The organism is Pelagivirga sediminicola (assembly GCF_003072125.1).
GTDB classification, from domain to species: domain Bacteria; phylum Pseudomonadota; class Alphaproteobacteria; order Rhodobacterales; family Rhodobacteraceae; genus Roseovarius; species Roseovarius sediminicola.
The window spans coordinates 203,347-224,572 of record NZ_QCYH01000005.1; the positions used below are offsets into that span (position 1 = coordinate 203,347).

26 protein-coding genes are annotated in these 21,226 nt (G+C 63.9%); 7 read left to right on the forward strand and 19 right to left on the reverse strand.

Going from position 1 to position 21,226, the window contains the following annotated elements:
* Positions 1 to 54: 54 nt before the first annotated feature.
* A complete protein-coding gene (gene dnaK, locus DC366_RS10755; RefSeq protein WP_108692207.1) occupies positions 55 to 1,968 on the reverse strand; it encodes a molecular chaperone DnaK in 1,914 nt (637 codons plus the stop codon).
* Between the two features lie 198 nt (positions 1,969 to 2,166).
* On the opposite strand from dnaK, the gene DC366_RS10760 reads away from it, so the two are divergent.
* Complete coding sequence (locus tag DC366_RS10760; protein WP_165802885.1) at positions 2,167 to 2,769, forward strand: alpha-ketoglutarate-dependent dioxygenase AlkB family protein; 603 nt, start codon at positions 2,167 to 2,169, stop codon at positions 2,767 to 2,769.
* 34 nt (positions 2,770 to 2,803) lie between these two features.
* Here the strand turns inward: DC366_RS10760 and DC366_RS10765 are convergent, their stop codons facing one another.
* From DC366_RS10765 to ffh, 17 genes are all read right to left on the reverse strand, one after another.
* Positions 2,804 to 3,616 (reverse strand): mechanosensitive ion channel family protein, encoded by an 813-nt coding sequence (locus DC366_RS10765; RefSeq protein WP_108692209.1) that lies wholly within the window; start codon positions 3,614 to 3,616, stop codon positions 2,804 to 2,806.
* A gap of 120 nt (positions 3,617 to 3,736) precedes the next feature.
* The gene (gene mscL, locus DC366_RS10770) at positions 3,737 to 4,168 is read right to left on the reverse strand and encodes a large conductance mechanosensitive channel protein MscL (protein ID WP_108692210.1); all 432 of its coding nucleotides are present in this window, start codon (positions 4,166 to 4,168) and stop codon (positions 3,737 to 3,739) included.
* Between the two features lie 132 nt (positions 4,169 to 4,300).
* Entirely contained in the window at positions 4,301 to 4,750 is a 450-nt protein-coding gene (locus DC366_RS10775) for a YtoQ family protein (RefSeq protein ID WP_108692211.1), read from the reverse strand.
* A 17-nt stretch (positions 4,751 to 4,767) separates the two neighbouring features.
* Positions 4,768 to 7,179 (reverse strand): phenylalanine--tRNA ligase subunit beta, encoded by a 2,412-nt coding sequence (gene pheT, locus DC366_RS10780; RefSeq protein WP_108692212.1) that lies wholly within the window; start codon positions 7,177 to 7,179, stop codon positions 4,768 to 4,770.
* 68 nt (positions 7,180 to 7,247) lie between these two features.
* Entirely contained in the window at positions 7,248 to 7,529 is a 282-nt protein-coding gene (locus DC366_RS10785) for a YrhK family protein (RefSeq protein WP_108692213.1), read from the reverse strand.
* 601 nt (positions 7,530 to 8,130) lie between these two features.
* On the reverse strand, positions 8,131 to 9,204 hold the full coding sequence (gene pheS, locus DC366_RS10790; RefSeq protein ID WP_108692214.1) for a phenylalanine--tRNA ligase subunit alpha: 1,074 nt from the start codon (positions 9,202 to 9,204) through the stop codon (positions 8,131 to 8,133).
* A 60-nt stretch (positions 9,205 to 9,264) separates the two neighbouring features.
* The gene (locus tag DC366_RS10795) at positions 9,265 to 10,152 is read right to left on the reverse strand and encodes a fatty acid desaturase (RefSeq protein WP_108692215.1); all 888 of its coding nucleotides are present in this window, start codon (positions 10,150 to 10,152) and stop codon (positions 9,265 to 9,267) included.
* A gap of 130 nt (positions 10,153 to 10,282) precedes the next feature.
* The gene (gene rpmE, locus DC366_RS10800) at positions 10,283 to 10,504 is read right to left on the reverse strand and encodes a 50S ribosomal protein L31 (protein ID WP_108692216.1); all 222 of its coding nucleotides are present in this window, start codon (positions 10,502 to 10,504) and stop codon (positions 10,283 to 10,285) included.
* 11 nt (positions 10,505 to 10,515) lie between these two features.
* The gene (gene rplS, locus DC366_RS10805) at positions 10,516 to 10,890 is read right to left on the reverse strand and encodes a 50S ribosomal protein L19 (RefSeq protein WP_108692217.1); all 375 of its coding nucleotides are present in this window, start codon (positions 10,888 to 10,890) and stop codon (positions 10,516 to 10,518) included.
* Between the two features lie 296 nt (positions 10,891 to 11,186).
* Positions 11,187 to 11,981, reverse strand: a complete 795-nt coding sequence (gene trmD, locus DC366_RS10810) for a tRNA (guanosine(37)-N1)-methyltransferase TrmD (protein WP_108692218.1) — start codon at positions 11,979 to 11,981, stop codon at positions 11,187 to 11,189.
* A gap of 65 nt (positions 11,982 to 12,046) precedes the next feature.
* On the reverse strand, positions 12,047 to 12,208 hold the full coding sequence (locus tag DC366_RS10815; protein WP_108692219.1) for a DUF1328 family protein: 162 nt from the start codon (positions 12,206 to 12,208) through the stop codon (positions 12,047 to 12,049).
* An 87-nt stretch (positions 12,209 to 12,295) separates the two neighbouring features.
* Complete coding sequence (gene rimM / locus DC366_RS10820) at positions 12,296 to 12,817, reverse strand: ribosome maturation factor RimM (protein WP_108692220.1); 522 nt, start codon at positions 12,815 to 12,817, stop codon at positions 12,296 to 12,298.
* Positions 12,818 to 12,952: 135 nt separating this feature from the next.
* Positions 12,953 to 13,582, reverse strand: coding sequence for a 5,6-dimethylbenzimidazole synthase (gene bluB / locus DC366_RS10825; protein WP_108692221.1), 630 nt, complete (start codon positions 13,580 to 13,582; stop codon positions 12,953 to 12,955).
* 16 nt (positions 13,583 to 13,598) lie between these two features.
* On the reverse strand, positions 13,599 to 14,000 hold the full coding sequence (gene rpsP, locus DC366_RS10830; protein WP_108692222.1) for a 30S ribosomal protein S16: 402 nt from the start codon (positions 13,998 to 14,000) through the stop codon (positions 13,599 to 13,601).
* A gap of 24 nt (positions 14,001 to 14,024) precedes the next feature.
* Entirely contained in the window at positions 14,025 to 14,321 is a 297-nt protein-coding gene (locus tag DC366_RS10835; protein ID WP_108692223.1) for a chorismate mutase, read from the reverse strand.
* Entirely contained in the window at positions 14,318 to 14,866 is a 549-nt protein-coding gene (locus DC366_RS10840; RefSeq protein WP_108692224.1) for a GNAT family N-acetyltransferase, read from the reverse strand. Before DC366_RS10840 ends, DC366_RS10835 begins: the two co-directional genes overlap by 4 nt.
* A 73-nt stretch (positions 14,867 to 14,939) precedes the next feature.
* Positions 14,940 to 16,433, reverse strand: a complete 1,494-nt coding sequence (gene ffh / locus DC366_RS10845) for a signal recognition particle protein (RefSeq protein WP_108692225.1) — start codon at positions 16,431 to 16,433, stop codon at positions 14,940 to 14,942.
* A gap of 269 nt (positions 16,434 to 16,702) precedes the next feature.
* Between ffh and DC366_RS10850 the strand changes: the two genes are divergently transcribed.
* Positions 16,703 to 17,584 carry a LysR family transcriptional regulator gene (locus DC366_RS10850; RefSeq protein ID WP_108692226.1) on the forward strand — a complete coding sequence of 294 codons (882 nt, stop codon included), beginning with the start codon at positions 16,703 to 16,705 and terminating at the stop codon, positions 17,582 to 17,584.
* Positions 17,581 to 18,465, forward strand: a complete 885-nt coding sequence (locus tag DC366_RS10855; protein ID WP_243405101.1) for a DMT family transporter — start codon at positions 17,581 to 17,583, stop codon at positions 18,463 to 18,465. Before DC366_RS10850 ends, DC366_RS10855 begins: the two co-directional genes overlap by 4 nt.
* Before the next feature lie 181 nt (positions 18,466 to 18,646).
* On the opposite strand, the gene DC366_RS10860 is transcribed toward DC366_RS10855, so the two are convergent.
* The gene (locus DC366_RS10860; RefSeq protein WP_108692227.1) at positions 18,647 to 18,982 is read right to left on the reverse strand and encodes an ArsR/SmtB family transcription factor; all 336 of its coding nucleotides are present in this window, start codon (positions 18,980 to 18,982) and stop codon (positions 18,647 to 18,649) included.
* 86 nt (positions 18,983 to 19,068) lie between these two features.
* Here DC366_RS10860 and DC366_RS10865 point away from each other — a divergent pair, with 86 nt between their 5' ends.
* The 4 genes from DC366_RS10865 (at position 19,069) to DC366_RS10880 (ending at position 21,162) form a co-directional block, all read left to right on the forward strand.
* Positions 19,069 to 19,482, forward strand: a complete 414-nt coding sequence (locus DC366_RS10865) for a universal stress protein (protein ID WP_108692228.1) — start codon at positions 19,069 to 19,071, stop codon at positions 19,480 to 19,482.
* A gap of 221 nt (positions 19,483 to 19,703) precedes the next feature.
* Positions 19,704 to 20,066, forward strand: coding sequence for an AtpZ/AtpI family protein (locus DC366_RS10870; RefSeq protein WP_108692229.1), 363 nt, complete (start codon positions 19,704 to 19,706; stop codon positions 20,064 to 20,066).
* Positions 20,056 to 20,844: a F0F1 ATP synthase subunit A gene (locus DC366_RS10875; RefSeq protein WP_108692230.1), complete on the forward strand. Its 789-nt coding sequence runs from the start codon at positions 20,056 to 20,058 to the stop codon at positions 20,842 to 20,844. The genes DC366_RS10870 and DC366_RS10875 overlap by 11 nt, the downstream gene beginning before the upstream one ends.
* Before the next feature lie 81 nt (positions 20,845 to 20,925).
* A complete protein-coding gene (locus DC366_RS10880; RefSeq protein WP_076530926.1) occupies positions 20,926 to 21,162 on the forward strand; it encodes a F0F1 ATP synthase subunit C in 237 nt (78 codons plus the stop codon).
* The last annotated feature ends 64 nt before the right edge of the window (positions 21,163 to 21,226 follow it).

A 21,226-nucleotide genomic window follows, 5' to 3' on the forward strand; every position in this document is an offset into this window, starting at 1 on the left:
GAAACGAAACGGGCCGGCCTGATAGGACCGGCCCGAAAGTCTCCTAGCGCCGCATTAGCCGCGCTTGCTGTCGTCAAGGTCCTCGAAATCGGCATCGACGATGTCGTCGTCGCCCGGGCCTGCAGCTTCGTCGGCGCCCTTGGGGCTGCCGTCGTCTTCTTCCTGGGCCGCCTTGTAGATCGCCTCGCCCAGCTTCATCGCCGCCTCGGTAACGTTCTGGATGCCCGCCTTGATCTTGCCGGCGTCATCCTTCTCCAGATCGTCCTTGAGCGCGGAGATGGCCAGCTCGATCGCCTCGACCGTGGTGGGATCCACCTTGTCCGAGTGCTCCTCCATCGATTTCTCGGTGGAGTCGATCAGGCTTTCGGCCTGGTTCCGGGCCTCGACAAGCTCGCGGCGCGCCTTGTCGGCGTCTGCGTTCTCCTCGGCGTCCTTGACCATCTTTTCGATGTCTTCATCGGACAGACCGCCCGACGCTTGGATCGTGATCTTCTGCTCCTTGTTGGTGCCCTTGTCCTTGGCGGAGACAGAAACGATGCCGTTGGTGTCGATGTCGAACGTCACCTCGATCTGGGGCATGCCGCGCGGTGCGGGCGGGATGTTCTCCAGATTGAACTGGCCCAGCATCTTGTTGTCGGCTGCCATCTCGCGCTCGCCCTGGAACACCCGGATCGTCACGGCGTTCTGGTTGTCCTCGGCGGTCGAGAAGACCTGGCTCTTGTTCGTCGGGATCGTCGTGTTGCGGTCGATCAGGCGGGTGAACACGCCGCCCAGCGTCTCGATGCCAAGGCTCAGGGGCGTGACGTCCAGAAGGACCACGTCCTTGATGTCGCCCTGCAGGACGGCGGCCTGGATGGCGGCGCCCATGGCAACGACCTCATCGGGGTTGACGCCCTTGTTCGGCTCCTTGCCGAACAGCTTGGTTACCTCTTCGATCACCTTGGGCATGCGGGTCATGCCGCCGACCAGAACGACCTCGTCGATATCGCTGGCCGACAGGCCCGCATCCTTCAGCGCGGCCTGGCACGGCTTGAGCGACGCCTTGATCAGATCGCCGACAAGGCTTTCCAGCTTGGCACGGGTCAGCTTCATGACCATGTGCAGCGGCTGGCCGTTCGAGGACATCGAGATGAACGGCTGGTTGATCTCGGTCTGGCTGGAGCTGGACAGCTCGATCTTGGCCTTTTCGGCAGCCTCTTTCAGACGCTGCAGGGCCATCTTGTCCTGCGTCAGGTCGACCTGGTGCTCTTTCTTGAACTCGTCCGCCAGATAGTTGACGATCCGCATGTCGAAATCTTCGCCGCCCAGGAACGTGTCGCCATTGGTGGCCTTCACTTCGAACAGGCCGTCCTCGATCTCAAGGATGGTCACGTCGAACGTACCGCCGCCAAGGTCATAGACCGCGATCGTCTGGGCGTTGTCCTTGTCGAGGCCATAAGCCAGCGCGGCGGCCGTCGGCTCGTTGATGATGCGCAGGACTTCAAGGCCGGCAATCTTGCCCGCATCCTTGGTGGCCTGACGCTGGGCGTCGTTGAAATAGGCCGGAACGGTGATGACGGCCTGCGTCACTTCCTCGCCCAGATAGCTCTCGGCGGTTTCCTTCATCTTGCCCAGAATGAACGCGCTGATCTGGCTGGGCGAATATTTCTCGCCGCGCGCCTGAACCCATGCGTCGCCATTGCCGCCGTCGATGACGGTGAAGGGCATGTTTTTCTTGTCCTTGGCCAGGTGGCTGTCATCGGCGCGGCGGCCGATCAGGCGCTTGACGCCAAAGACGGTGTTTTCGGGGTTCGTGACCGCCTGCCGCTTGGCCGGCTGGCCGACGAGACGCTCGTTCTCGGTGAAGGCGACGATCGACGGCGTGGTGCGCGTGCCTTCGGAGTTCTCGATCACGCGCGCGGTCTTGCCATCCATGATGGCGACACAGCTATTGGTGGTTCCCAGGTCAATACCAATGACTTTGGACATGTTTTCATCCCTTTCTCTTCAGGCGATATGACAGGGCGCGACCCGTTTCGGCATCCCGGCCCCGGTTTGAGTTTCGGCGCGGCTGGCGATTGCTGGCCTTGCGTCGAGGCGTATATAGGGAGGGGCGCAACGCCCTGCAAGCGGTGGCTTGCAATGGTTTTTGCGCAAAAGGCGGGTTTTTTGCGCGAAAGGACGGCGATGACGGAACTGGAGCTGCGCGGATTTCGTATCTTGCCGGGATATCTGGACGGCGCGCGGCAGGCGGCGCTGGTTGATGGGCTGCGCGCCGTGGCCGCAAAGGCGCCGCTGTTTACGCCGATGACGCCGATGGGCCGCGCGATGAGCGTGCGCATGACCTCGGCCGGGCGGTATGGGTGGGTCTCCGGCAGCTCGGGCTATCGCTATGATGCCGCGCATCCCGGCGGGGGGCCTTGGCCCGATATTCCCGGCGGCGTTCTGCAAATCTGGCGCGATCTGGTCAGCGCCCGCCGCGATCCGGATTGCTGTTTGATCAACTACTACGGCGAAGGCGCCCGCATGGGCCTGCACCAGGATCGTGACGAGGCGGATTTTTCCTGGCCCGTGCTGTCGATTTCACTGGGCGACGATGGGCTGCTGCGCGTCGGCAATACGGCGCGCGGGGGCAGCACGGTGTCGCACTGGCTGCGTTCGGGCGATGTCGTGGTGATGGGCGGGGACGCGCGGCTGACCTATCACGGGGTGGACCGGATCAGGTTCGGCTCCTCCTCGCTGCTCAGCGGCGGCGGGCGGATCAATCTGACCTGCCGGGTGGTCGATTGACGCGCCGGGGCGGCGACCGCCCCGGCGCGATGTCTCAACCGGCTTTCTTCGGCTCCACGTTGACCTGGTGCGGGAAGGGGATGGAGATGCCCTTGGCGTCAAACTCTTCCTTGATGGCCTTCGTCAACTCGAACTTCACGTTCCAGAAATCATCGGTCGAGGTCCATAGCCGCGCCGTGATGTCGACCGAGCTGGACCCCAGGTTTGTCACCCGCGCCCATGGCTCGGGCTCGTCCATCACGCGGCTGTCGGCGCGCGCCTGATCGAGAACGATCTGCATCGCCGTATCGGCATTATCGGCGTAGTCGATGCCGAAGGTCAGATCCAGCCGCCGTGTATCATGGGCCGAATAGTTGGTGATGACGGACCCCCACGCCTGGCCGTTCGGAACGATGATCTGAACGTTCTGCGGTGTAGTCAGTTCGGTAAAGAACAGCGCGATTTCGGTCACCGTGCCGCTGGTGCCGCTGATGTCGACATATTGCCCCAGTCGGTAGGGACGAAAGATGACCAGCATGATCCCCGCCGCCAGATCGGCCAGCGTGCCTTGCAGTGCCAGACCGACGGCCAGCGTCGCGGCGCCCAGCACGGCAACCACGCTGGTCGCCTCGATACCGAACAGGTTCAGGACCGCCAGCAGGACCATGATGCGGATCGCCCATGTGGCGACGGTGGCCGCAAAATTTCCCAGCGTCTTGTCGATGCGCTGATGCTTGTTGACCTGCCGCCTCACAAAGCTGCCGACAAAGCCCGCAATGGTCCAGCCAACGATCAGAACCACCAGCGCCTTGACGGTCGCGATGACCAGTGGCGTATATGCGCCCAGCTCCTCGATCACATTTTCCATGTCTGTCCTTCTAGGTCTCAAAAGTTAAATTTCGGTTTTGCCGCCTATATCCGGCATTTCCCAATAAAAAAAGGCCCCGGAAGTTCCGGGGCCGCATATTCTCGGCGCATTCAGGCGCGCTCAGCGCGCCTTGAGGCTGTCCCGGATCTCGATCAGGATATCCTTTTCGGAGGGACCGGTCGGCACTTCGGGCGCGACCTGATCGGGCTTTTCCGCCAGCGATTTTACCTTGTTCACGTAGCGCACCAGCATGAAGACGACGACGGCGATGATCAGGAAATTGATGACCGCCATCAGGAACGCGCCATAAGCAAAAATCGACGCGCCGGTCTCGCGGGCCTGCTCCAGCGAGGCGCCGGCAGGCACGTCACCGGCCAGCACCAGGTAATTATTGGTGAAATCGACGCCGCCGGTGAAGAGCCCGATGATCGGGTTGATCAGATCGCCGACCATCGATGTGACGATGGCCGTGAATGCCGCACCGATGATGATGCCGACGGCCATGTCCATGACATTGCCTTTGGCGATGAAGTCCTTGAATTCATTCAGCATAAATGTCCCTCACTTTTTGTTTGAACGCTTCTGCGCCTCAGACGTCAATGAAGGGAAATTATATTGCAGAAAAGCGTTAACCTTTCCACGATTTATGATGTCATCAAGGCGCGGATGAGGGCCGTGCCGCAATTACGCCTTCGGCAGGGTTCCTTCCAGCACATAGCGCAGGATCTGAACAACCTGATCGGACGTGCGCGCAACCGCCAGCGCGGCGGCGTCCACCTCCTTGAGGGCGTGATCATGCTCTTCGGGCTGAAGGATGATCAGCGCCTTGCCCAGCGCGGCGGCATATCCGGCATCGAAGGCTGCGTTCCACTGCTTGTACTTGTCGCCGAACCGCACGACGACGACATCGGCCTCCTCGATCCCCATGCGGGTGCGGATCGCGTTCAGCTGCGCGCCCTTGCGATCATGCCAGAACTTGTCCGGCTCGGCCCCGAGGATCGCCACGCCGCAATCGTCGCTGGCGCCATGGTCGGTCACGGGCGCGCTAAAGGTGATGTTCAGCCCCTTGGCACCCGCTTCGATCTGGTCGCGCCAGTCGGTATGAATCTCTCCGCTCAGATAGACGTTCAGCATGTCATTCCTCCTTTGGTTCAGCCGCGCAGCACGCCGCCGGTTGCCTTGGCGACCTTGTCGACGATCTTCGCCGAGACGGCCTCGATATCGGTGTCCTTCAATGTCGCCTCGGTGGGCTGGAGCCGCACCGTGATCGCCAGCGATTTGCGCCCCTCGCCAAGGCTGCCGCCGATGAACTGGTCAAACACGCGCACATCCTCGATCAGCGCCTTGTCGGCGCCCGCGGCGGCATTGACCAGCGTCAGCGCCTCAACCTCGGCATCGACGACGAAGGCGAAATCACGCTCGACCGCCTGCAGATCGCGCATCTGCGCGGCGCCGCGATTGGCCGTTGCATTGCGCGGCAGGGGTATCTCGGCGGGCCAGAGGGTAAAGGCCATCGCAGGCCCCTTGATATCCAGCGCACGCAGGGTCTTGGGGTGCAATTCGCCAAAAATTCCCAGCATCTTTTTCGGCCCCAGACAGATCATGCCGTGGCGGCCCGGATGCCACCAGTCGCGCGCGCCGCGCAGGATCTGCACCTTGGCGGGCGCGCCGATGGCCGACAGGATCGCCTCGGCGTCGGCCTTGACGTCGTAGATGTCGACCGCGCGGGCGGAGCCATGCACGTCCTTCGGCCCCGTGCGGCCCAGCATCACGCCCGCGACCTGCAAATGCTGCTCGCCCGGCTCGCCGCCGTGGAAGGCATGGCCGACCTCGAAAAGGGCCATGTCCGAAATCCCGCGCGCCTGATTGCGCGCAGCTGCTTGCAAAAGGCCGGGCAGCAGGGCGGGGCGCATATGGCTCATCTCGCTGCTGATCGGGTTGGCCAGCATCGTAGCGTCATCACCGCCGCCGAACAGCGTGGCCGACGCGTGATCAATGAAGCTGTAGGTGACGCATTCGTTATACCCCAGCATCGCCGCCGTGCGCCGCGCGATCTGCTCGCGCTTTTGCATCGGTGACAGGATCGGCGCGGGAACGCCGGCCTGCGCGCGAGGCAGGGGGCGGCCAACCAGCTTGGTCAGGGACGCGATGCGCGCGACTTCCTCGATCAAATCCGCCTCGCCCTGCACATCGGGACGCCAGCTGGGCACGGTGGCCATGTCGCCATCCAGCCGGAAGCCGAGCGCCGTCAGCGTCTGGCGCTGCTCGGATTCGGGAATGTCCATGCCGACCAGCGACTGGACCTTGGACGGGATCAGCTTGTAGGCGCGGCGCGTATCCGGCACGCGGCCCGCCTTCACCACGTTCGAGGGCGTGCCGCCGCAAAGATCCATGATCATCTGCGTTGCCAGATCGACCGCCTCCATGTTGAAGGCCGGATCGATGCCCCGCTCATTGCGATAGCGCGCGTCGGAGTTGATTTTCAGCGCGCGCCCCGTGCTGGCGATCTGGACATGGTCCCAAACGGCGGCCTCAAGGAACACATCGGTCGTCTCGGCGGTGCAGCCGGTGGCCAGCCCGCCCATGATGCCGCCGATGCTCTCAATCCCATTATCATCGGAAATCACCACCTGGCCCGGTTGGAAGGTGTAAACCTTCTCGTCGAGCCCGGTCAGCGTCTCGCCACCCTTGGCGCGGTGAACGCGCAGGTCGCCCTGCACCTTGCCTGCGTCAAAGACATGCAGCGGGCGGTTGCGGTCGAAGGTGAAGAAGTTCGTGATATCCACCAGCGCCGAGCGCGGGCGCAGCCCGATGGCGCGCAGGCGGTCCTGCAGCCATTCGGGGCTGGGGCCGTTCGTGACGCCGCGAATGAGGCGCCCGGCGAAAACCTCGCAGCCGTTCGCTTGGGTGTCCTCGTCGATGGTGACGGTGATGGGGCAGGGGAACTGGCCCTCGACATGGGCGGTGGGCGCGTCTTTCAGCATGCCGAGGCCTCGTGCCGCCAGATCGCGGGCAATGCCGCGCACGCCCAGCGCGTCGGGGCGGTTGGGGGTGATGGCAATCTCGATGACGGGGTCCACCTTGGCCGGATCATTCTGCGCCAGCCAGTCGATATAACGCTCGCCCACCTCGGCCCCAATTGACTCTGGGGGCAGCTCGATGATGCCGTCATGCTCGTCCGACAGCTCCATCTCGCGCTCCGAGCACATCATGCCGTAGCTTTCGATCCCGCGGATCTTGCCCACGCCGATGGTGGTGTCGATGCCCGGCACATAAACGCCCGGCTTGGCGACGACGACGGTGATCCCCTCGCGCGCGTTGGGGGCGCCACAGATGATCTGAAGCTCGCCCTCGCCGGTGGCCACCTTGCAGACTTTCAGACGGTCCGCATCGGGGTGCGGTTCGGCATGCGTTACGCGGCCCAGTGTGAAATCGGCCAGCCGCGCGGCGGGGTTGGTGATGCCCTCGACCTCAAGGCCCAGATCGGTCAGCGCATAGGTGATCTCATCGACCGAGGCCGTAGTGTCGAGATGGTCCTTGAGCCAGGAAAGCGTGAATTTCATGTGCCGTCATCCGCAGGTGAGTTGGGTTGGCCCCGCATAGCGCAGATGGCGCAAAGGGGGAAGGGCGGTCAGCCTTCGTAGCGCTTGGCCAGATCTTCGGTATCGCCCAGTTCCAGCAGCCTGAATTCGCGCGCCATGCGGATGGTGGGCTTGAGCGCGAAGCAGATCGAGCCGATCAGGAACAGCCAGATCGCGGGCGTCTCGTATTCTTTCCAGAAGAACAGCAGCGAGCCGATGACAAAACTGGTGGCGGCGGCAAAATCGACCACCGTATAGGCGATCTCATAAAGCGCATAGATGCGGCGGCTTTCGGCGGAGTGCTGGCGATTGCGGTGCTGGAAGAGACGCATGGACGGGTTCCTTTTTTGGCTGCACCGCCAATAAGAAACACCCCTTCGTCCGGAATCAAGGCGAAGCCGCCGGACGAGCGCCTGCCCGTCCCGGCGGGCTGGCGCTTTAGATGCGTGGTGCATCGTTGGGTGGTGTGGAGGGGCTTGGCCGGGATAAAGCGTGTTACGGCGCTGTCGCAGCGCCACCCCACGGGCAGGCGCTCGCCCGGCTTGGGTTGGGCAAAGATGTTCTTTGTGTCAGGAGAGGGTGAAGCTCATCTGTCATTTCTCCAAAAATAGATGCGACGAATGGCCCAATCGAACGCCCTCACGATCCTCTTCCAAAAGAGAGCTATTAGGCCGACGATCACTAGAAGCGGCCAAATAATCCAAACAAGCGTGCCAGCAATGAATGTTCCCGAAATATTGCCAGCGGATCCAGTAAGGATCATTGCGCCAGAGCTATGGGGTACTGCGGAGATGCCAAAGACCTGTCCAAGAACTGACATTGCGCCAGCAGCACCCAGGCTGGTTCCAGCAACTGTCTTGCGGTTCCACAGTCGCTCTTTTGGATTCCATTTAAAATTTGCAATGCGTGCTAGCCGAGAAGTAATAATCTTACTCACCTACTCAACCCACCCCTCAGCGTCGGCACATCCAGCGCCGCAAACCCGTAATGCCGCAACCACCGCAGGTCTGAATCAAAGAACGCCCGCAGATCCGGTATCCCGTATTTCAACATCGCGATCCGGTCGATCCCCATGCCGAAGGCAAAGCCCTGCCATGCGCTCGGGTCAATCTTGCTGGCCTCCAGAACCTTCGGATGCACCATGCCGCTGCCCAAAATCTCCAGCCAGTCGTCGCCCTCGCCCACCTTCAGCGTGCCGCCCTCCCATGAGCAGCGGATGTCGACCTCGGCCGACGGTTCGGTGAACGGAAAGTGCGAGGCGCGGAAGCGCAGCTCGACGTCGTCCACCTCGAAGAACGCCTTGACGAACTCTTCCAGCACCCATTTCAGGTTGGCCATGGAAATATCGCGCTCGATCGCCAGCCCCTCGACCTGGTGGAACATCGGCGTGTGCGTCATGTCGTAATCGGCGCGGTAGACGCGGCCCGGCGCGATGATGCGCAAGGGCGCGCCTTGTTCCTGCATCGTGCGGATCTGCACGGGGCTGGTGTGGGTGCGCAGGACGTGCGGCGGACGCTCGTCGCCCTCGCCGCGATGGGTATAGAACGTGTCCATCTCGGCCCGCGCGGGGTGGTGGCCGGGGATGTTCAGCGCGTCGAAATTGTACCAGTCGCTTTCGATCTGCGGCCCTTCGGCCACGGCAAAGCCCATGTCGGCAAAGATCGCGGTCACCTCTTCGGTCACCTGGCTGATCGGGTGGATCGTGCCCTGGCGGCGCGGCCGGACCGGCAAGGTTACGTCCAGCCATTCGCCGCGCAGACGCGCATCCAGCGCGGCATCGCCCAGCGCCTCTTTCTTGGCGGCCAACGCTGAATTGATCTCGTCCTTCAGCGCGTTCAGGCGCGGCCCGGCGGCCTGACGCTCTTCGGCGCTCATCTTGCCCAGCTCGCGCATCTTCAGGCTGATCTCGCCCTTCTTGCCGACGGCCTGCACGCGCAGATCCTCCAGCGCGGCCTCGTCGGCGGCACCTGCTATGAGGCTGATATACTTGTCGCGCAGATCGTCCATCGGGGCACCTATCGTCTGTTATGCCCGCGAGTTACCGCGCATCCCCCTTGCGCGCAAGCCTCAGTGCAGGTCGCGCACATACTCGGCCGTGAAGGCGGCATAGCCGTCCTGCGTCACGCCGTGGTGGCACTGCATGTGGGCATGCAGTGCGGGCAGCTTGTGAAACGGAACGTTCGGCAGCGTGTGATGCTCGGTATGATAGGGCATGTTCCACGCCAGAAACCGCACGATCCGGTTGGTATAGGTGGTGCGCGTGTTCTCCAGCATGTTCGAGACAAAGGCGCAGCGCCCATGCTCGGCCAGCAGGTAGAGCCGCAGGAAAGGCTGGCCCAGCAGCACCGGCAAGAGCCAGATCCAGAAAAGGAGCGGCGTGAAGATGAGGCTGACCAGGGCGGCGGCATAGATCGCCAGCATCACGCGCGCCTCGCGGATGATACGCGGGCGGGCACGCTTGGGGATATAGGACGCATCCATGCGCCCGCGCGCGCTGTCCCATGTCACGCGCGCCATGCCCAGCCAATAGGGCAGGCCCGAGACGTGGCGAATATACTCCCACCGCGTTTGCGGCTTCATGCCCGTCAGCAGCTCGGGATCCTTTTCGGGATCGTTGGTGTGGCGGTGATGAGCAAGGTGGAAATAGCGGAACCACTCGAACGGCAAGAGCAGCAGAACGCCGCAGACACGGCCGACCCATTCATTCAGCGCGGCCCAGCGAAAGGGCGTCTTGTGGGTCGCCTCATGCTCCAGCGTGAAGAGAAAGCAGATGGCGATTCCCTGCACGATGACGGCCACCTGCCACAGCGGCCAGCCCTGCGCGATCCACAGCGCAAGCCCAGCGATCAGCGCCGCATGGCCCGCCAGATGGCGCAGCCCCGCCGCATTCTCGGTCGCGCTCAGGTCGGCGAGCGTTTCGGCGGGAAGCCGCGCTATGAAGGCTTTGTGATCCATGGGCGGGATATAGGTGCGAAGAGGAGGGCGATCCAGTGCCAAGCGGCCGCCAGACGTAAAGGCATCCAGCCCAACGAAAAACGCCGCCCCCGGTGGAGCGGCGTTTTCACATTCGCAAAAGGCGGCTGGATCAGAATCCCAGACCCTCGTACTTCTTCTTGAACTTCGACACGCGGCCGCCGGAGTCCATCAGGCGTCCCGACGCGCCGGTCCAGGCGGGGTGCACGGTGGGGTCGATGTCCAGCGACAGCTGATCGCCTTCCTTGCCATAGGTCGAGCGCATCTTGAGCATCGTGCCGTCGGTCATCTTGACGTTGATCTCGTGATAATCGGGGTGGATGTCTTTTTTCATCGGTCCGCTCCTCAGGCTTTCTTGGGCTTATAGGTGCTGTCTTCGGCGATACGGGCCGATTTGCCGCGGCGCGAGCGCAGATAGTACAGCTTGGCACGGCGCACGCGGCCACGGCGCACGACCTCGATGCTGTCGATGTTGGTCGAATAGAGCGGGAACATACGCTCCACCCCTTCGCCAAAGGAAATCTTGCGGACGGTGAACGATCCGGCAATGCCTGCGCCATTCTTGCGGCTGATGCAAACGCCTTCAAAGTTCTGCACGCGGGTGCGCGTGCCTTCCGTCACCTTGTAGCCGACGCGGATGGTGTCGCCGGCCTTGAAATCGGGAATGTCCTTGCCAAGTTCGGCAATCTGTTCCGCTTCGATCTGAGCGAGAAGATTCATCGCTGTTCTCCTGAATGGCTTGCGGTTTTGCCCCGCAAAGTGTTTTCGCGTTCCAAGAGCTGGTGGTCTTTGCCCGGATCCCCCCGGCGCCATGCCGAAAGTCCGCCCCAGATCGGATCGTCCTTTGTCTGCGTGATGCCAAGCGGCGCGCCTGCGGCGAATGCAAAGAACATCCGCCAAGATGACACGCCTTTCGGCGCCCGACTCAGGCAGTGCCGGGACGGGATGTGCGGGATTTAGGCGAGATGGGAATTTTATGCAAGGGCCGGGATGGTGCGCTGCGCGGCCCTGGTGAATTACGCCTTGTGCCGGGCCCAAAGATCAGGCCGCCGCGTCCGGGTGATCGCCTCGGCCTGCGCGCGCCGCCACTTGGCGATCTCGCCGTGATTGCCGGACATCAGGATATCGGGGATCGTGCGGCCCTGCCACTCGGCGGGCCGGGTATATTGCGGATGCTCCAGAAGGCCGCTGGAATGGCTTTCCTCGACGGCGCTTTCGGCATTGCCGAGGATGCCGGGCCGCAGCCGCAGCGCCGCGTCGATCATCGCCTGCGCTGCGATCTCGCCGCCGGTCATCACGAAATCGCCCAAGGACACCTCCAGCGCGCCGTAATGGTCGATCACCCGCTCGTCGAGCCCCTCGAACCGGCCACAGATAAGCGTCATTCCCGGCGCCTGCGCCAGATCCTGTGCCATCGCCTGATCGAACCTGCAGCCGCGGGGGCTGAGATAGATCAGCGGACTGCCGGGCGCTGCCACGGATTGCGCGGCGTCGATCGCGGCGCCCATGACATCAGCGCGCAGGACCATCCCCGCACCGCCGCCTGCGGGCGTGTCGTCAACGTTGCGATGTTTGCCGATACCGTGTTCGCGCAGGTCAGTGACGCCCAGCGACCACAGCCCGTCCGCCAGTGCGCGGCCCGTCAGGCTATGGCCCAGAATACCGGGGAAGGCCTGCGGCAGCAGGGTGATCACCTGCACATGCCAATGACCGGCGCGCCGTTCGGCGCCGCCCATCAGGTCACGGGGCCGCGTGTCTGGAAGGGCGGATTTGCGGCCATGGGACCGGGTGGGTGTATCGGGATCGGACATGGCGCCCTCTTAGCGCATATCGCGCCGCCTTGCGACAGGGCAATCGCCGTGCCCGATCCCGCAAATCAGGCGATCGCGACGATGCCGAACAGCATCAGGAGGAAGAAGATCAGCGCAATGACGATCAGGATCTTCGCACCGGACAATGCGACGCCTGAGAGCCGGCCAAAGCCCAGAATGGCCGCGATGGCGGCAATCGCCAGCAAAACGAGAATCCACTGCAACATGGGGTATATCCTTCGATGACCTTGCGGCGCGTAATGCACCCGCATGCGTGGACCTAACCCGCAGGCGGGGCTTGGGTTCCCCCAACGTCAGCCATCGGTGAACAATCCATCCGGCGGATCGGCTATGACGCGCCCGGCGCCCAGATCGACCGTCGGCACGGCGGCGCGGGTAAAGGGCAGCAACACGGTCTCGGATGTGCCGGGCACCGAAAGCTCCAGCAGGTCGGCCGCGCCGTGGTTCAGCACCGCCTTGATGCGGCCCAGCGGCGCGCCGCCGGTATCGACCACCTCCAGCCCGACCAGATCGGCGTGATAGAATTCGTCATCGGGCAGCGCCGGCAAGACGGCGCGCGGCACGAACAGCTGCACGCCGCGCAGCGCGTCCGCCTCTTCCTTGGTGGTGATGCCCGTCAGCCGGGCGGTCAGGCCGTTCTTGGTCTGGCCTGTCAGGGTGACGTCATAGCTGCGCGCGCCATCCTCGGTGGTCAGCGGGCCGTAGGCCGCGATATCCTCGGGCTGGGCGGCAAAGCTTTTCAGGCGGACCTCGCCGCGCACGCCAAAGGAACCGGCAATCGCCCCGATACAGATAAGATCGCTATCACCCGTCATCGCGTTTCTCCCTTGCACAGGCCGTGGACGACCTGACCGCCCGCCGCCGCGCAGCGTTCGGTGTGTTGATGTTTGGCGTATCCCCAACCGGCAAGGAAAAGGACACCCCAAAAGATAAGCTTGCGCAACATCTCTCTAGCGCCTCAGCATGGGCAGGGCGGACGCGCGCGCTTCCCAGCCGGCCTGTTCCAGCTCGGGCACGAGGCTGTCTTCCTCCGGCCAGCCGATGCACAGATACGCGATCAGGCACCAGCCCGCCGGCGCGTCCAGATCGCGGGCCAGTTGCGCAGGGTCCAGGATCGACACCCAGCCGACGCCCAGCCCCTCTGCGCGGGCCGTCAGCCAGAACTGCATGATCGCGCAGACCACCGAATAGCGGCGCATTTCCGGCATGGTCGCGGCGCCCAGCCCCGCGCCCTTTTCGGTGGCGTCATCGCACCAGACCGCCAGCTGAACCGGTGCATCGCGCATGCCCGACAGCTTGAGCCCGGCGTAAAGCGCTGCCCGCTCGCCGCTGTGACCCGCCAGTGCATCGGCGTTTGCCGCTTCGAAATTCGCCAGCGCCGCGGCGCGCGCGGCGACGCCGTCCACACGCATCAGGCGCCACGGCTCGCTGAGCCCGACGGACGGGCCGAGCGAAAACGCATCGAGGCAGCGCCGCAGCGCTGCCTCGTCTACCGGATCCGTGCGAAAGCGGCGCACATCGCGCCGCCAGCGCATCAGATCGGCCAGCTGCGACTGGAAGTCTGGCGTGAACGCGGACATTCCAGCGCGGCCCTGCTTACTCTTCCGCGGCCGCTTCGGCGGGGGCTTCCTCGGCCGGGGCGTTTGCGGCCTCGGTCGCGGCGGCGGCCTTGGCGGCGCGCTCCTCGGCGCGGTCCTGTGCCTTCTTGCCGGGCGTGCCCTTCTTCAGGTTGGCGCGCTCTGCCTTCTCGCGCACGCCGGCGGCCTCCAGCATCCGGGCGATCCGGTCGGTGGGCTGCGCACCCTTGTCGAGCCACGCCTGAACGCGCTCGATGTCCATCTTGACGCGCTCTTCGCTGTCCTTGGGCAGCAGCGGGTTATAGGTGCCCAGCTTTTCGATGAAGCGGCCGTCGCGCGGCATGCGGCTGTCGGCGGCAACGATGGAATAATGCGGGCGCTTCTTGCTGCCGCCGCGGGCGAGACGAATTTTCATGGCCATGGGGGTATCTCCTAAGGTGTTTGTTTACGATTGGTGCTGCTTATGGTGCTGAATGACTTCAGCGATGATGAAGTTCAGGAACTTCTTGGCAAATTCAGGGTCCAGATCGGCCTGATTTGCCAAATCCTCCAGTCGTGCGATCTGCGCGGCCTCGCGCGCGGGATCGGACGGGGGAAGGTCGTGCTCGGCCTTGAGGCGGCCGACGGACTGGGTGTGCTTGAACCGCTCGCCCAGCGTATAGACAAGGATCGCGTCCAGCCGGTCGATGCTGTCGCGGTGATCCTTCAGAAGCTGCGCGGCCTTTTGCGAGCTGTGGCTCATGCCGCACCATCCTTGGACGCGAGGCCCAGATCGGCGGGCGAGGGGTGACGATAGATCATGTCCTCGCCCATATAGGGGTTCTTGTAGGTCCGCTCATAGGTCGCGCCCATCCGCTCGGCCAGCGCGATCGAGCGGGTGTTGCCCGGCACGATATGCGAGCCGACGGTGCTCAGGCCGAAATCGGTATAGGCCCATTCGCGTGTCCGCATGGCGGCCTCATAGGCATAGCCGTGCCCCTCGAACCCCTCGAACACGGCATAGCCAAGCTCGGGCTCGGGCCAGCCTTCGGGGCACCAGATGCCGGTCAGGCCGCACGCCGCGCCACTGGCCTTGTCCTCGATGATGAAATAGCCGCAGCCGCGCAGCGCCCAATGGCCGATATTCATCGCGAACCAGCGCCACGCGCGGCTGCGGTCCGCCTCGATCCCGAAACCGAGCGCGCGGACCGGATCCATCAGGAACTGGGCCACCGGCTCGTAATCCGCGTTCGCGGGCGCGCGCAGGATCAGGCGGTCCGTCTCAAGACGAGGGATGTCGAGCTTCATCGCGTGCCCTCACATGCCGAAAGAAGGCGCAGTCCCCGGCGGGAGCGTTTCTGGAAAGACGAAATCACCTGCGTCACCTTTTCTTGCCGAAGCCGGAAAGGCCGGGCGGCAGGCCACCGCCGCCGAGCCCGCCCATGCCGGGAAGTTTGCCGCCCATCTGCTTGGCTGCCTGCTCCAGCGCCTTGGGGTCCATGCCCTGCAGCTCCTCGGGGGAGGGGCCGCCGCCCTTGCCGAACATGCCCTTCATGGCCTGTTTCAGCATGCCGCCCTTGCCCATCTTCTTCATCATGTCCGCCATCTGGCGGTGCATCTTCAGCAGTTGGTTCAGCTGGCTGACCTCAAGCCCCGCGCCCTTGGCGATGCGTTTCTTGCGGCTGGCCTGAAGGATCTGGGGGTTGGCGCGCTCTTTCTTTGTCATCGACTGGATCAGGGCGATCTGGCGCGCGATGATCTTGTCATCGAAACCGGCCTCCTGCACCTGCTTGGCCATCTTGCCCATGCCCGGCATCATGCCCATCACCGATTCCATGCCGCCCATCTTTTGCATCTGTTCCAGCTGCATGCGCAGGTCATTCATGTTGAACTGACCCTTCTGGAAGCGCTTCATCATGCGCTCGGCCTGTTCGGCCTCCATCGTGGCCTGCGCCTTCTCGACGAGGGATACGATGTCGCCCATGCCGAGGATGCGGCCCGCGATGCGTTCGGGATCGAAGGTCTCGATCGCGTCCATCTTCTCGCCGAGGCCGACGAAGCGGATCGGCTTGCCGGTGACGGCGCGCATCGAGAGGGCCGCACCGCCGCGCCCGTCGCCGTCCATGCGGGTCAGGACCACGCCGGTGACGCCGATCTTGTCGTCGAACTCGGTCGCGACGTTGACCGCGTCCTGGCCCGTCAGACCATCGACCACCAGCAATGTCTCGCGCGGGTTTGCCACGTCGCGCACGGCGGCGGCCTGCGCGATCAGCTCGGCGTCGATATGCAGGCGCCCGGCAGTGTCGAGCATGTAGACATCATAGCCGCCCAAGGCCGCCTGCGTCTTGGCGCGCTTGGCGATGGCAACGGGATCCTCGCCCTTGACGATGGGCAACGTGTCGACGCCGATTTGCGTGCCGAGGATCGCCAGTTGCTCCATCGCCGCAGGGCGGTTGACGTCGAGGGACGCCATCAGCACGCGCTTGCCCTCGCGCTCGGTCAGGCGCTTGGCCAGCTTGGCGGTGGTCGTCGTCTTGCCCGAGCCCTGAAGGCCTACCATCAGGATCGGCGCGGGCGCGTTGTCGATCTTCAGCGCGCCGGGATCACCCTCGCCGCGCAGCGTGTCGATCAGCGCGTCATGCACGATCTTGATGACCTGCTGGCCGGGCGTGATGGATTTCAGCACCGACTGGCCCGTGGCCTGATCCTGCACCTTTTTCACGAAGTCCCGCGCCACCGGCAGCGATACGTCCGCCTCCAGCAGGGCGACGCGCACCTCGCGCAGGGCGGTTTTCACATCGTCTTCGCTCAGCGCGCCCTGTTTGGTCAGGCGGTCGAAGACACCGGAGAGGCGTTCGGACAGATTTTCAAACATCTCGCGCTCCTCGCGGTTATGGCAGTGATGCGGCCGGAATGGGCCTCGCGGGCGACCAAAGCGGAATGGCCCCCGTGGGCGCAAACGCGCTGACGGAGGGCGATCCCGGCCGATGGCCAAGGGACCGGAAGGTGCGACGCTTCCGGGTGTTGCGGCGCTGTTTATGCGCGCGCCGAACCGGAGTCAAGATGCCGGGGCCTTGCGCGTTGCGGCCGCATCTGAACACAGTGCCGCCAAAACAAAGGCCAAAGGTCGGGGCAGGGCGGCGCATGGAAAACTGGGACGAGATCAGGACGGCCTACCACGTTGCCCGCGTCGGCACGGTCAGCGGCGCCGCCGAGGTTCTGGGCGTGCATCACGCCACCGTCATCCGCCACATCGACGCGCTGGAGCGCCGGCTGGGCGTGCGTCTGTTTCAGCGTCATCCGCGCGGATACACCCCGACAGAGGCGGGCGAGGATCTGATGCGTGTCGCGCAGGAGGCAAACGACCGGTTCGGGCAGATGGCCGGGCGCATCAAGGGCAGCGCCAGCGACGTCAGCGGCGATCTGGTGGTGACGTCGCTGGGTGTCCTCAGCCATTTCCTGGTGCCGGCGCTGGCCGAATTTCAGCAGGCCAATCCCAACCTTGCGCTGCGCTATCTGACAGCCGAGCGGCTGTTCCGTCTGGAATATGGCGAAGCGCATGTTGCCATCCGCGCCGGCGGCGCCCCGGACCAGCCCGACAATGTGGCGCAGCCTTTCTTTGATCTCGGGGCGGCGCTTTATGCCAGCGAGGGGTATATCGCGCGACACGGACGGCCTGCGGAGCTCGATCAACTGGGCGATCACCGCCTTGTCTGCGTCGATAGCCAACCACCGCGCGCGCCCCATGCCCGCTGGCTGGCCAAGGCCGTGCCCGTGCCGCGTGCAGTGTTTCGCAGCGACGACGATGACGCACAATGGCGCGCGATCTGCGCCGGGGCCGGTATCGGGTTTGTTCCCTGCCTGCACGCGCGCGAGATGCCGGGGCTGGTGCAGCTTTTCGCGCCGCGCCCGGAATGGAGCGCGCCGCTGTGGCTGGTCACGCATATGGACCTTCACCGCACGGCAAAGGTGCAGGCGCTATTGACCTTTCTCAAGGCGCGCGCGGCGCAGTGGCAGGACACATGAGCGGCGGGCAGATGCGCGGCCATCTGGCGATGCTGGCCTTCTCGGGGCTGATTGCCGGGTCTTTCGCGCTGGGCTCGCTCGCGGCGCCGTATATTGCGCCGACGGCCCTGAATGCGCTGCGGTTTGGGATGGCGTCGATCCTCATCGGGGTGGCCGTGGTGGCGAGCGTGGGGCTGCGCCGCCGCGATTTCGCGGCGCCGTGGCGCTACGGGATCCTTGGCGGCTTGATGGGCCTTTACTTCGTGCTGATGTTCGAGGGGCTCAAGACGGCGCCGCCGGTCTCGGCGGCTGCCGTGTTCACCCTGTCGCCGATCCTGTCGGGCATTGCGGGATACGTCCTGCTGCGCCAGATCGCGACGCGGCGCATGGCGGCCGCGCTGGCGGTCGGGGCCGCCGGGGCGCTGTGGGTGATCTTTCGCGCCGATCTGGCGGCCCTGCTGCGCTTCGAGGTGGGGCGCGGCGAGGTGATCTATTTCTGGGGCTGCGCGGCGCATGCGATCTACACGCCGCTAGTCCGGCTGCTGAACCGGGGAGAATCGCCGCTGGTGTTCTCCTTCGGCACCATGGCGGCGGCCGCGGCGATATTGCTGGTGGTCGGGGCGCCCGATCTGGTGGCGACAGACTGGGCCGCACTGCCCGGTATCGTGTGGGTGACGCTGGCCTATGTGACCGTTTTCGCCAGTGCCGTCACCTTCGTGCTGCTGCAATACGCGTCCCTGCGGCTGCCCAGTGCCAAGGTTATGGCATATACCTATCTGACGCCCAGCTGGGTTCTGTGCTGGCAGGCGGCGCTGGGCAATCCGCTGCCCGGCCCGCTTGTGCTGATCGGCGTGGGTCTGACGGTGCTGGCGCTGGCGCTGCTGCTCAAGGACGAGCATTGATGCATCCGCCAGAGGACGGAGCGGCGGAGCCAAGGAACCATTCGTGCCGCGCTGACGTTGAGGGCGCACAACATAACGGAAAATGAGGGCACTATGCGTAATATCATCTATCTTGTCGGTCTCGTCGTCATCGTTCTGGCCATCGTCGGCTTCGTTCTGTAACGGCGTCAGGTCCTGCCGGTCATTCGGGGTTCTGCTTCGACAGCTCCACCGCAAGAAAGACCTCGAATGCGTCGAGGTCGACGGGTTCGAATTGGCCAAAGCCCTGCATCCATACCGATGCGGCGCGCAGGGCGTTCGGCTCCAGCTTGCACCATTTGACGCGCCCGCGCCGCTCTTGACTGATCAGACCGGCCCGGCCCAAAATGGCCAGATGCTTGGAAATCGCCGCAAGGCTCATCTCGAACGGTTCGGCAACATCGGTGACCGCCATGTCGTCTTCGAGAAGCATGGACAAGATCGCGCGCCGTGTCGGGTCCGACAGGGCGGCGAATGTCATGTCAAGCTGCTCGGTCATTGCTTTCATTCCCCGGATGCGCCCCGCCGCGTCCGGGGTTTGCTGCGTTCTGGCCTGTCGGCGCTCGCACATTGAAAGGAAAGCAGATGTTCACGCAAATCATGGTCCCCGTCGATCTTGTCCACAAGGACAAGCTGCAAAAGGCGCTGGATGTCGCGGGCCAGATAGCCAAATCGAGCGGCGCCAAGGTGCATGTGGTCAGCGTGGGCGGCGTGCTGCCCGGAAAACTGGGTCACACACCGTCCGAATTCGGCGCTACCTTGAACGCTTTTGCCGAGGAATTGAAGACGAAATACGGCATCGAAGTTGACGCCCACCCCATCACTTCACCCGATCCAGCCACCGACGCCACCCGTCACCTGATGCGCGCGATCGATGACGTGGGCGCCGATCTGGTCATCATGGCGTCGCACCAGCCGGGGATCATGGAGCACATCTTCAGCTCGCATGGCGGTTACGTCGCGCAGCATGCGAAATGCTCGGTTTTTGTCGTCCGCTGATCGCGGGGCCCTGATCTGACTCAACCATTTGGTTGAATGACGCCGGGGGTTGGAATGGTCGGCCTCCCGCTCGGGGGTAAGCTCCGGCGACTTTTGCCTTCTTGAAAATAATACTCTATTTCAAACGCTTAACCCATCTGCGCCACCAATTTCCGCGCGCTTGACTCACCGCCCTCCTGCGCTTAGCAATGCGCCATCCGTACCGGGTGAGGGCAGGTGTTGTGACAGACCCCGATGAGCGCGCAAAGCTTCGCGATCTCGAAGACCGCATCAACGCCCTCAAGACCCCTAAGAAGGTCAAACCGCATACGGACGAGCATTATTCGCAGGCGCAGCTGGCCTGGAGGATGGTGATCGAATTGGTGGCCGGTCTGCTGATCGGCTTCGGCATCGGATACGGGCTGGATCGCCTGTTGGGCACGCTGCCCATTTTTCTGGTGTTCTTTACATTGCTGGGCCTCGCGGCAGGGATCAAGGTGATGATCCGCAGCGCGCAGGAGATCCAGGAAAAACAGATGGCCGATGAGGCCGCAGACAAGCCGCCATCCGGCGGCGCGGGCGTGAGGGATAAAGATGGCGACTGATGTGAATGGGGCCGCAGAGCAGTCCGGCGGGCTGGTGTTCCACCCGATGGACCAGTTCATCATCAAGCCGCTGTTCGGTGATGGCGGCGTCGGTATCTTTACCGTGACCAACATCACGCTGTGGATGGCGATCACCGTTCTGGCGACCATCGCGCTGCTCGTGCTGGGCTCATCCAGCCGCTCGACGATCCCGACGCGCATGCAGTCCATCGCCGAGCTTGCCTATGGCTTCATCCGCAAGATGGTCGAGGATGTGGCCGGCCGCGATGCGCTGCCGTATTTTCCCTATATCATGACGATCTTCATGTTCGTCGTCATGGCGAACTTCGTCGGCCTGCTGCCGGGCGCCTTCACCTCGACCAGCCATATCGGCGTCACCGCCGTGCTGGCGCTGCTGGTGTTTTTCTCGGTCACGATCATCGGGTTCGTCAAGCACGGCGCCGGGTTCCTCAGCCTTTTCTGGATCAGCGCGGCGCCGCTGCCGCTGCGGCCCATCCTGGCCCTGATCGAGGTGATTTCCTACTTCGTGCGCCCTGTCAGCCACTCCATTCGTCTGGCGGGCAACATGATGGCCGGCCACGCGGTGATGAAGGTGTTCGCGGCCTTCGCGCCGATGATCATCATCTCGACAGGCATCGGCCTTGTCGTCACGCCGCTGTCGATCCTAGCGATTGCCGCGATCTATGCGCTGGAGGTGCTCGTGGCCTTCATTCAGGCCTACGTCTTCACCATTCTGACCTGCGTTTACCTCAAGGACGCGCTGCACCCGGCGCACTGATCCGCAGGCACTGACACGGCGGGCGCGTCCCGCCGCTCGAACGACCGAAATACCGCAAATTCCACAGTAAGGAGAGATCACATGGAAGGCGATATCGCAACAATGGGCGCATACATCGGCGCAGGTCTGGCATCCGTCGGCATGGGCGGCGCAGCCGTCGGTGTGGGCAACGTTGTCGGCAACTTCCTGTCCGGCGCCCTGCGCAACCCTTCGGCCGCCGCAGGCCAGACTGCCACGATGTTCATCGGTATCGCATTCGCCGAAGCGCTGGGGATCTTCTCGTTCCTCGTCGCGCTTCTGCTGATGTTCGCCGTCTAAGACGACCGGCAGACCGATCCTTACGGGATGGGTGAAGGGCCTCGCGCCCTTCACCCTCTCCGAT

Excerpts from the sequence above, each read along its gene's own strand:
- rplS (WP_108692217.1), bottom strand. The coding sequence starts at position 10,890 with ATGAATCTTCTCGCTCAGATCGAAGCGGAACAGATTGCCGAACTTGGC.
- DC366_RS10875 (WP_108692230.1), top strand. The coding sequence starts at position 20,056 with ATGGCGACTGATGTGAATGGGGCCGCAGAGCAGTCCGGCGGGCTGGTG.
- DC366_RS10785 (WP_108692213.1), bottom strand. The coding sequence starts at position 7,529 with ATGCGTCTCTTCCAGCACCGCAATCGCCAGCACTCCGCCGAAAGCCGC.
- bluB (WP_108692221.1), bottom strand. The coding sequence starts at position 13,582 with ATGTCCGCGTTCACGCCAGACTTCCAGTCGCAGCTGGCCGATCTGATG.
- DC366_RS10835 (WP_108692223.1), bottom strand. The coding sequence starts at position 14,321 with ATGAGCCACAGCTCGCAAAAGGCCGCGCAGCTTCTGAAGGATCACCGC.
- rpsP (WP_108692222.1), bottom strand. The coding sequence starts at position 14,000 with ATGGCCATGAAAATTCGTCTCGCCCGCGGCGGCAGCAAGAAGCGCCCG.
- DC366_RS10765 (WP_108692209.1), bottom strand. The coding sequence starts at position 3,616 with ATGGAAAATGTGATCGAGGAGCTGGGCGCATATACGCCACTGGTCATC.
- pheS (WP_108692214.1), bottom strand. The coding sequence starts at position 9,204 with ATGGACGATCTGCGCGACAAGTATATCAGCCTCATAGCAGGTGCCGCC.
- dnaK (WP_108692207.1), bottom strand. The coding sequence starts at position 1,968 with ATGTCCAAAGTCATTGGTATTGACCTGGGAACCACCAATAGCTGTGTC.
- DC366_RS10865 (WP_108692228.1), top strand. The coding sequence starts at position 19,069 with ATGTTCACGCAAATCATGGTCCCCGTCGATCTTGTCCACAAGGACAAG.
- rimM (WP_108692220.1), bottom strand. The coding sequence starts at position 12,817 with ATGACGGGTGATAGCGATCTTATCTGTATCGGGGCGATTGCCGGTTCC.
- DC366_RS10760 (WP_165802885.1), top strand. The coding sequence starts at position 2,167 with ATGACGGAACTGGAGCTGCGCGGATTTCGTATCTTGCCGGGATATCTG.
- rpmE (WP_108692216.1), bottom strand. The coding sequence starts at position 10,504 with ATGAAAAAAGACATCCACCCCGATTATCACGAGATCAACGTCAAGATG.
- DC366_RS10775 (WP_108692211.1), bottom strand. The coding sequence starts at position 4,750 with ATGCTGAACGTCTATCTGAGCGGAGAGATTCATACCGACTGGCGCGAC.
- DC366_RS10855 (WP_243405101.1), top strand. The coding sequence starts at position 17,581 with ATGAGCGGCGGGCAGATGCGCGGCCATCTGGCGATGCTGGCCTTCTCG.
- DC366_RS10795 (WP_108692215.1), bottom strand. The coding sequence starts at position 10,152 with ATGGATCACAAAGCCTTCATAGCGCGGCTTCCCGCCGAAACGCTCGCC.
- DC366_RS10860 (WP_108692227.1), bottom strand. The coding sequence starts at position 18,982 with ATGACCGAGCAGCTTGACATGACATTCGCCGCCCTGTCGGACCCGACA.
- DC366_RS10815 (WP_108692219.1), bottom strand. The coding sequence starts at position 12,208 with ATGTTGCAGTGGATTCTCGTTTTGCTGGCGATTGCCGCCATCGCGGCC.
- pheT (WP_108692212.1), bottom strand. The coding sequence starts at position 7,179 with ATGAAATTCACGCTTTCCTGGCTCAAGGACCATCTCGACACTACGGCC.
- DC366_RS10850 (WP_108692226.1), top strand. The coding sequence starts at position 16,703 with ATGGAAAACTGGGACGAGATCAGGACGGCCTACCACGTTGCCCGCGTC.
- mscL (WP_108692210.1), bottom strand. The coding sequence starts at position 4,168 with ATGCTGAATGAATTCAAGGACTTCATCGCCAAAGGCAATGTCATGGAC.
- DC366_RS10840 (WP_108692224.1), bottom strand. The coding sequence starts at position 14,866 with ATGAAGCTCGACATCCCTCGTCTTGAGACGGACCGCCTGATCCTGCGC.
- DC366_RS10880 (WP_076530926.1), top strand. The coding sequence starts at position 20,926 with ATGGAAGGCGATATCGCAACAATGGGCGCATACATCGGCGCAGGTCTG.
- trmD (WP_108692218.1), bottom strand. The coding sequence starts at position 11,981 with ATGTCCGATCCCGATACACCCACCCGGTCCCATGGCCGCAAATCCGCC.
- ffh (WP_108692225.1), bottom strand. The coding sequence starts at position 16,433 with ATGTTTGAAAATCTGTCCGAACGCCTCTCCGGTGTCTTCGACCGCCTG.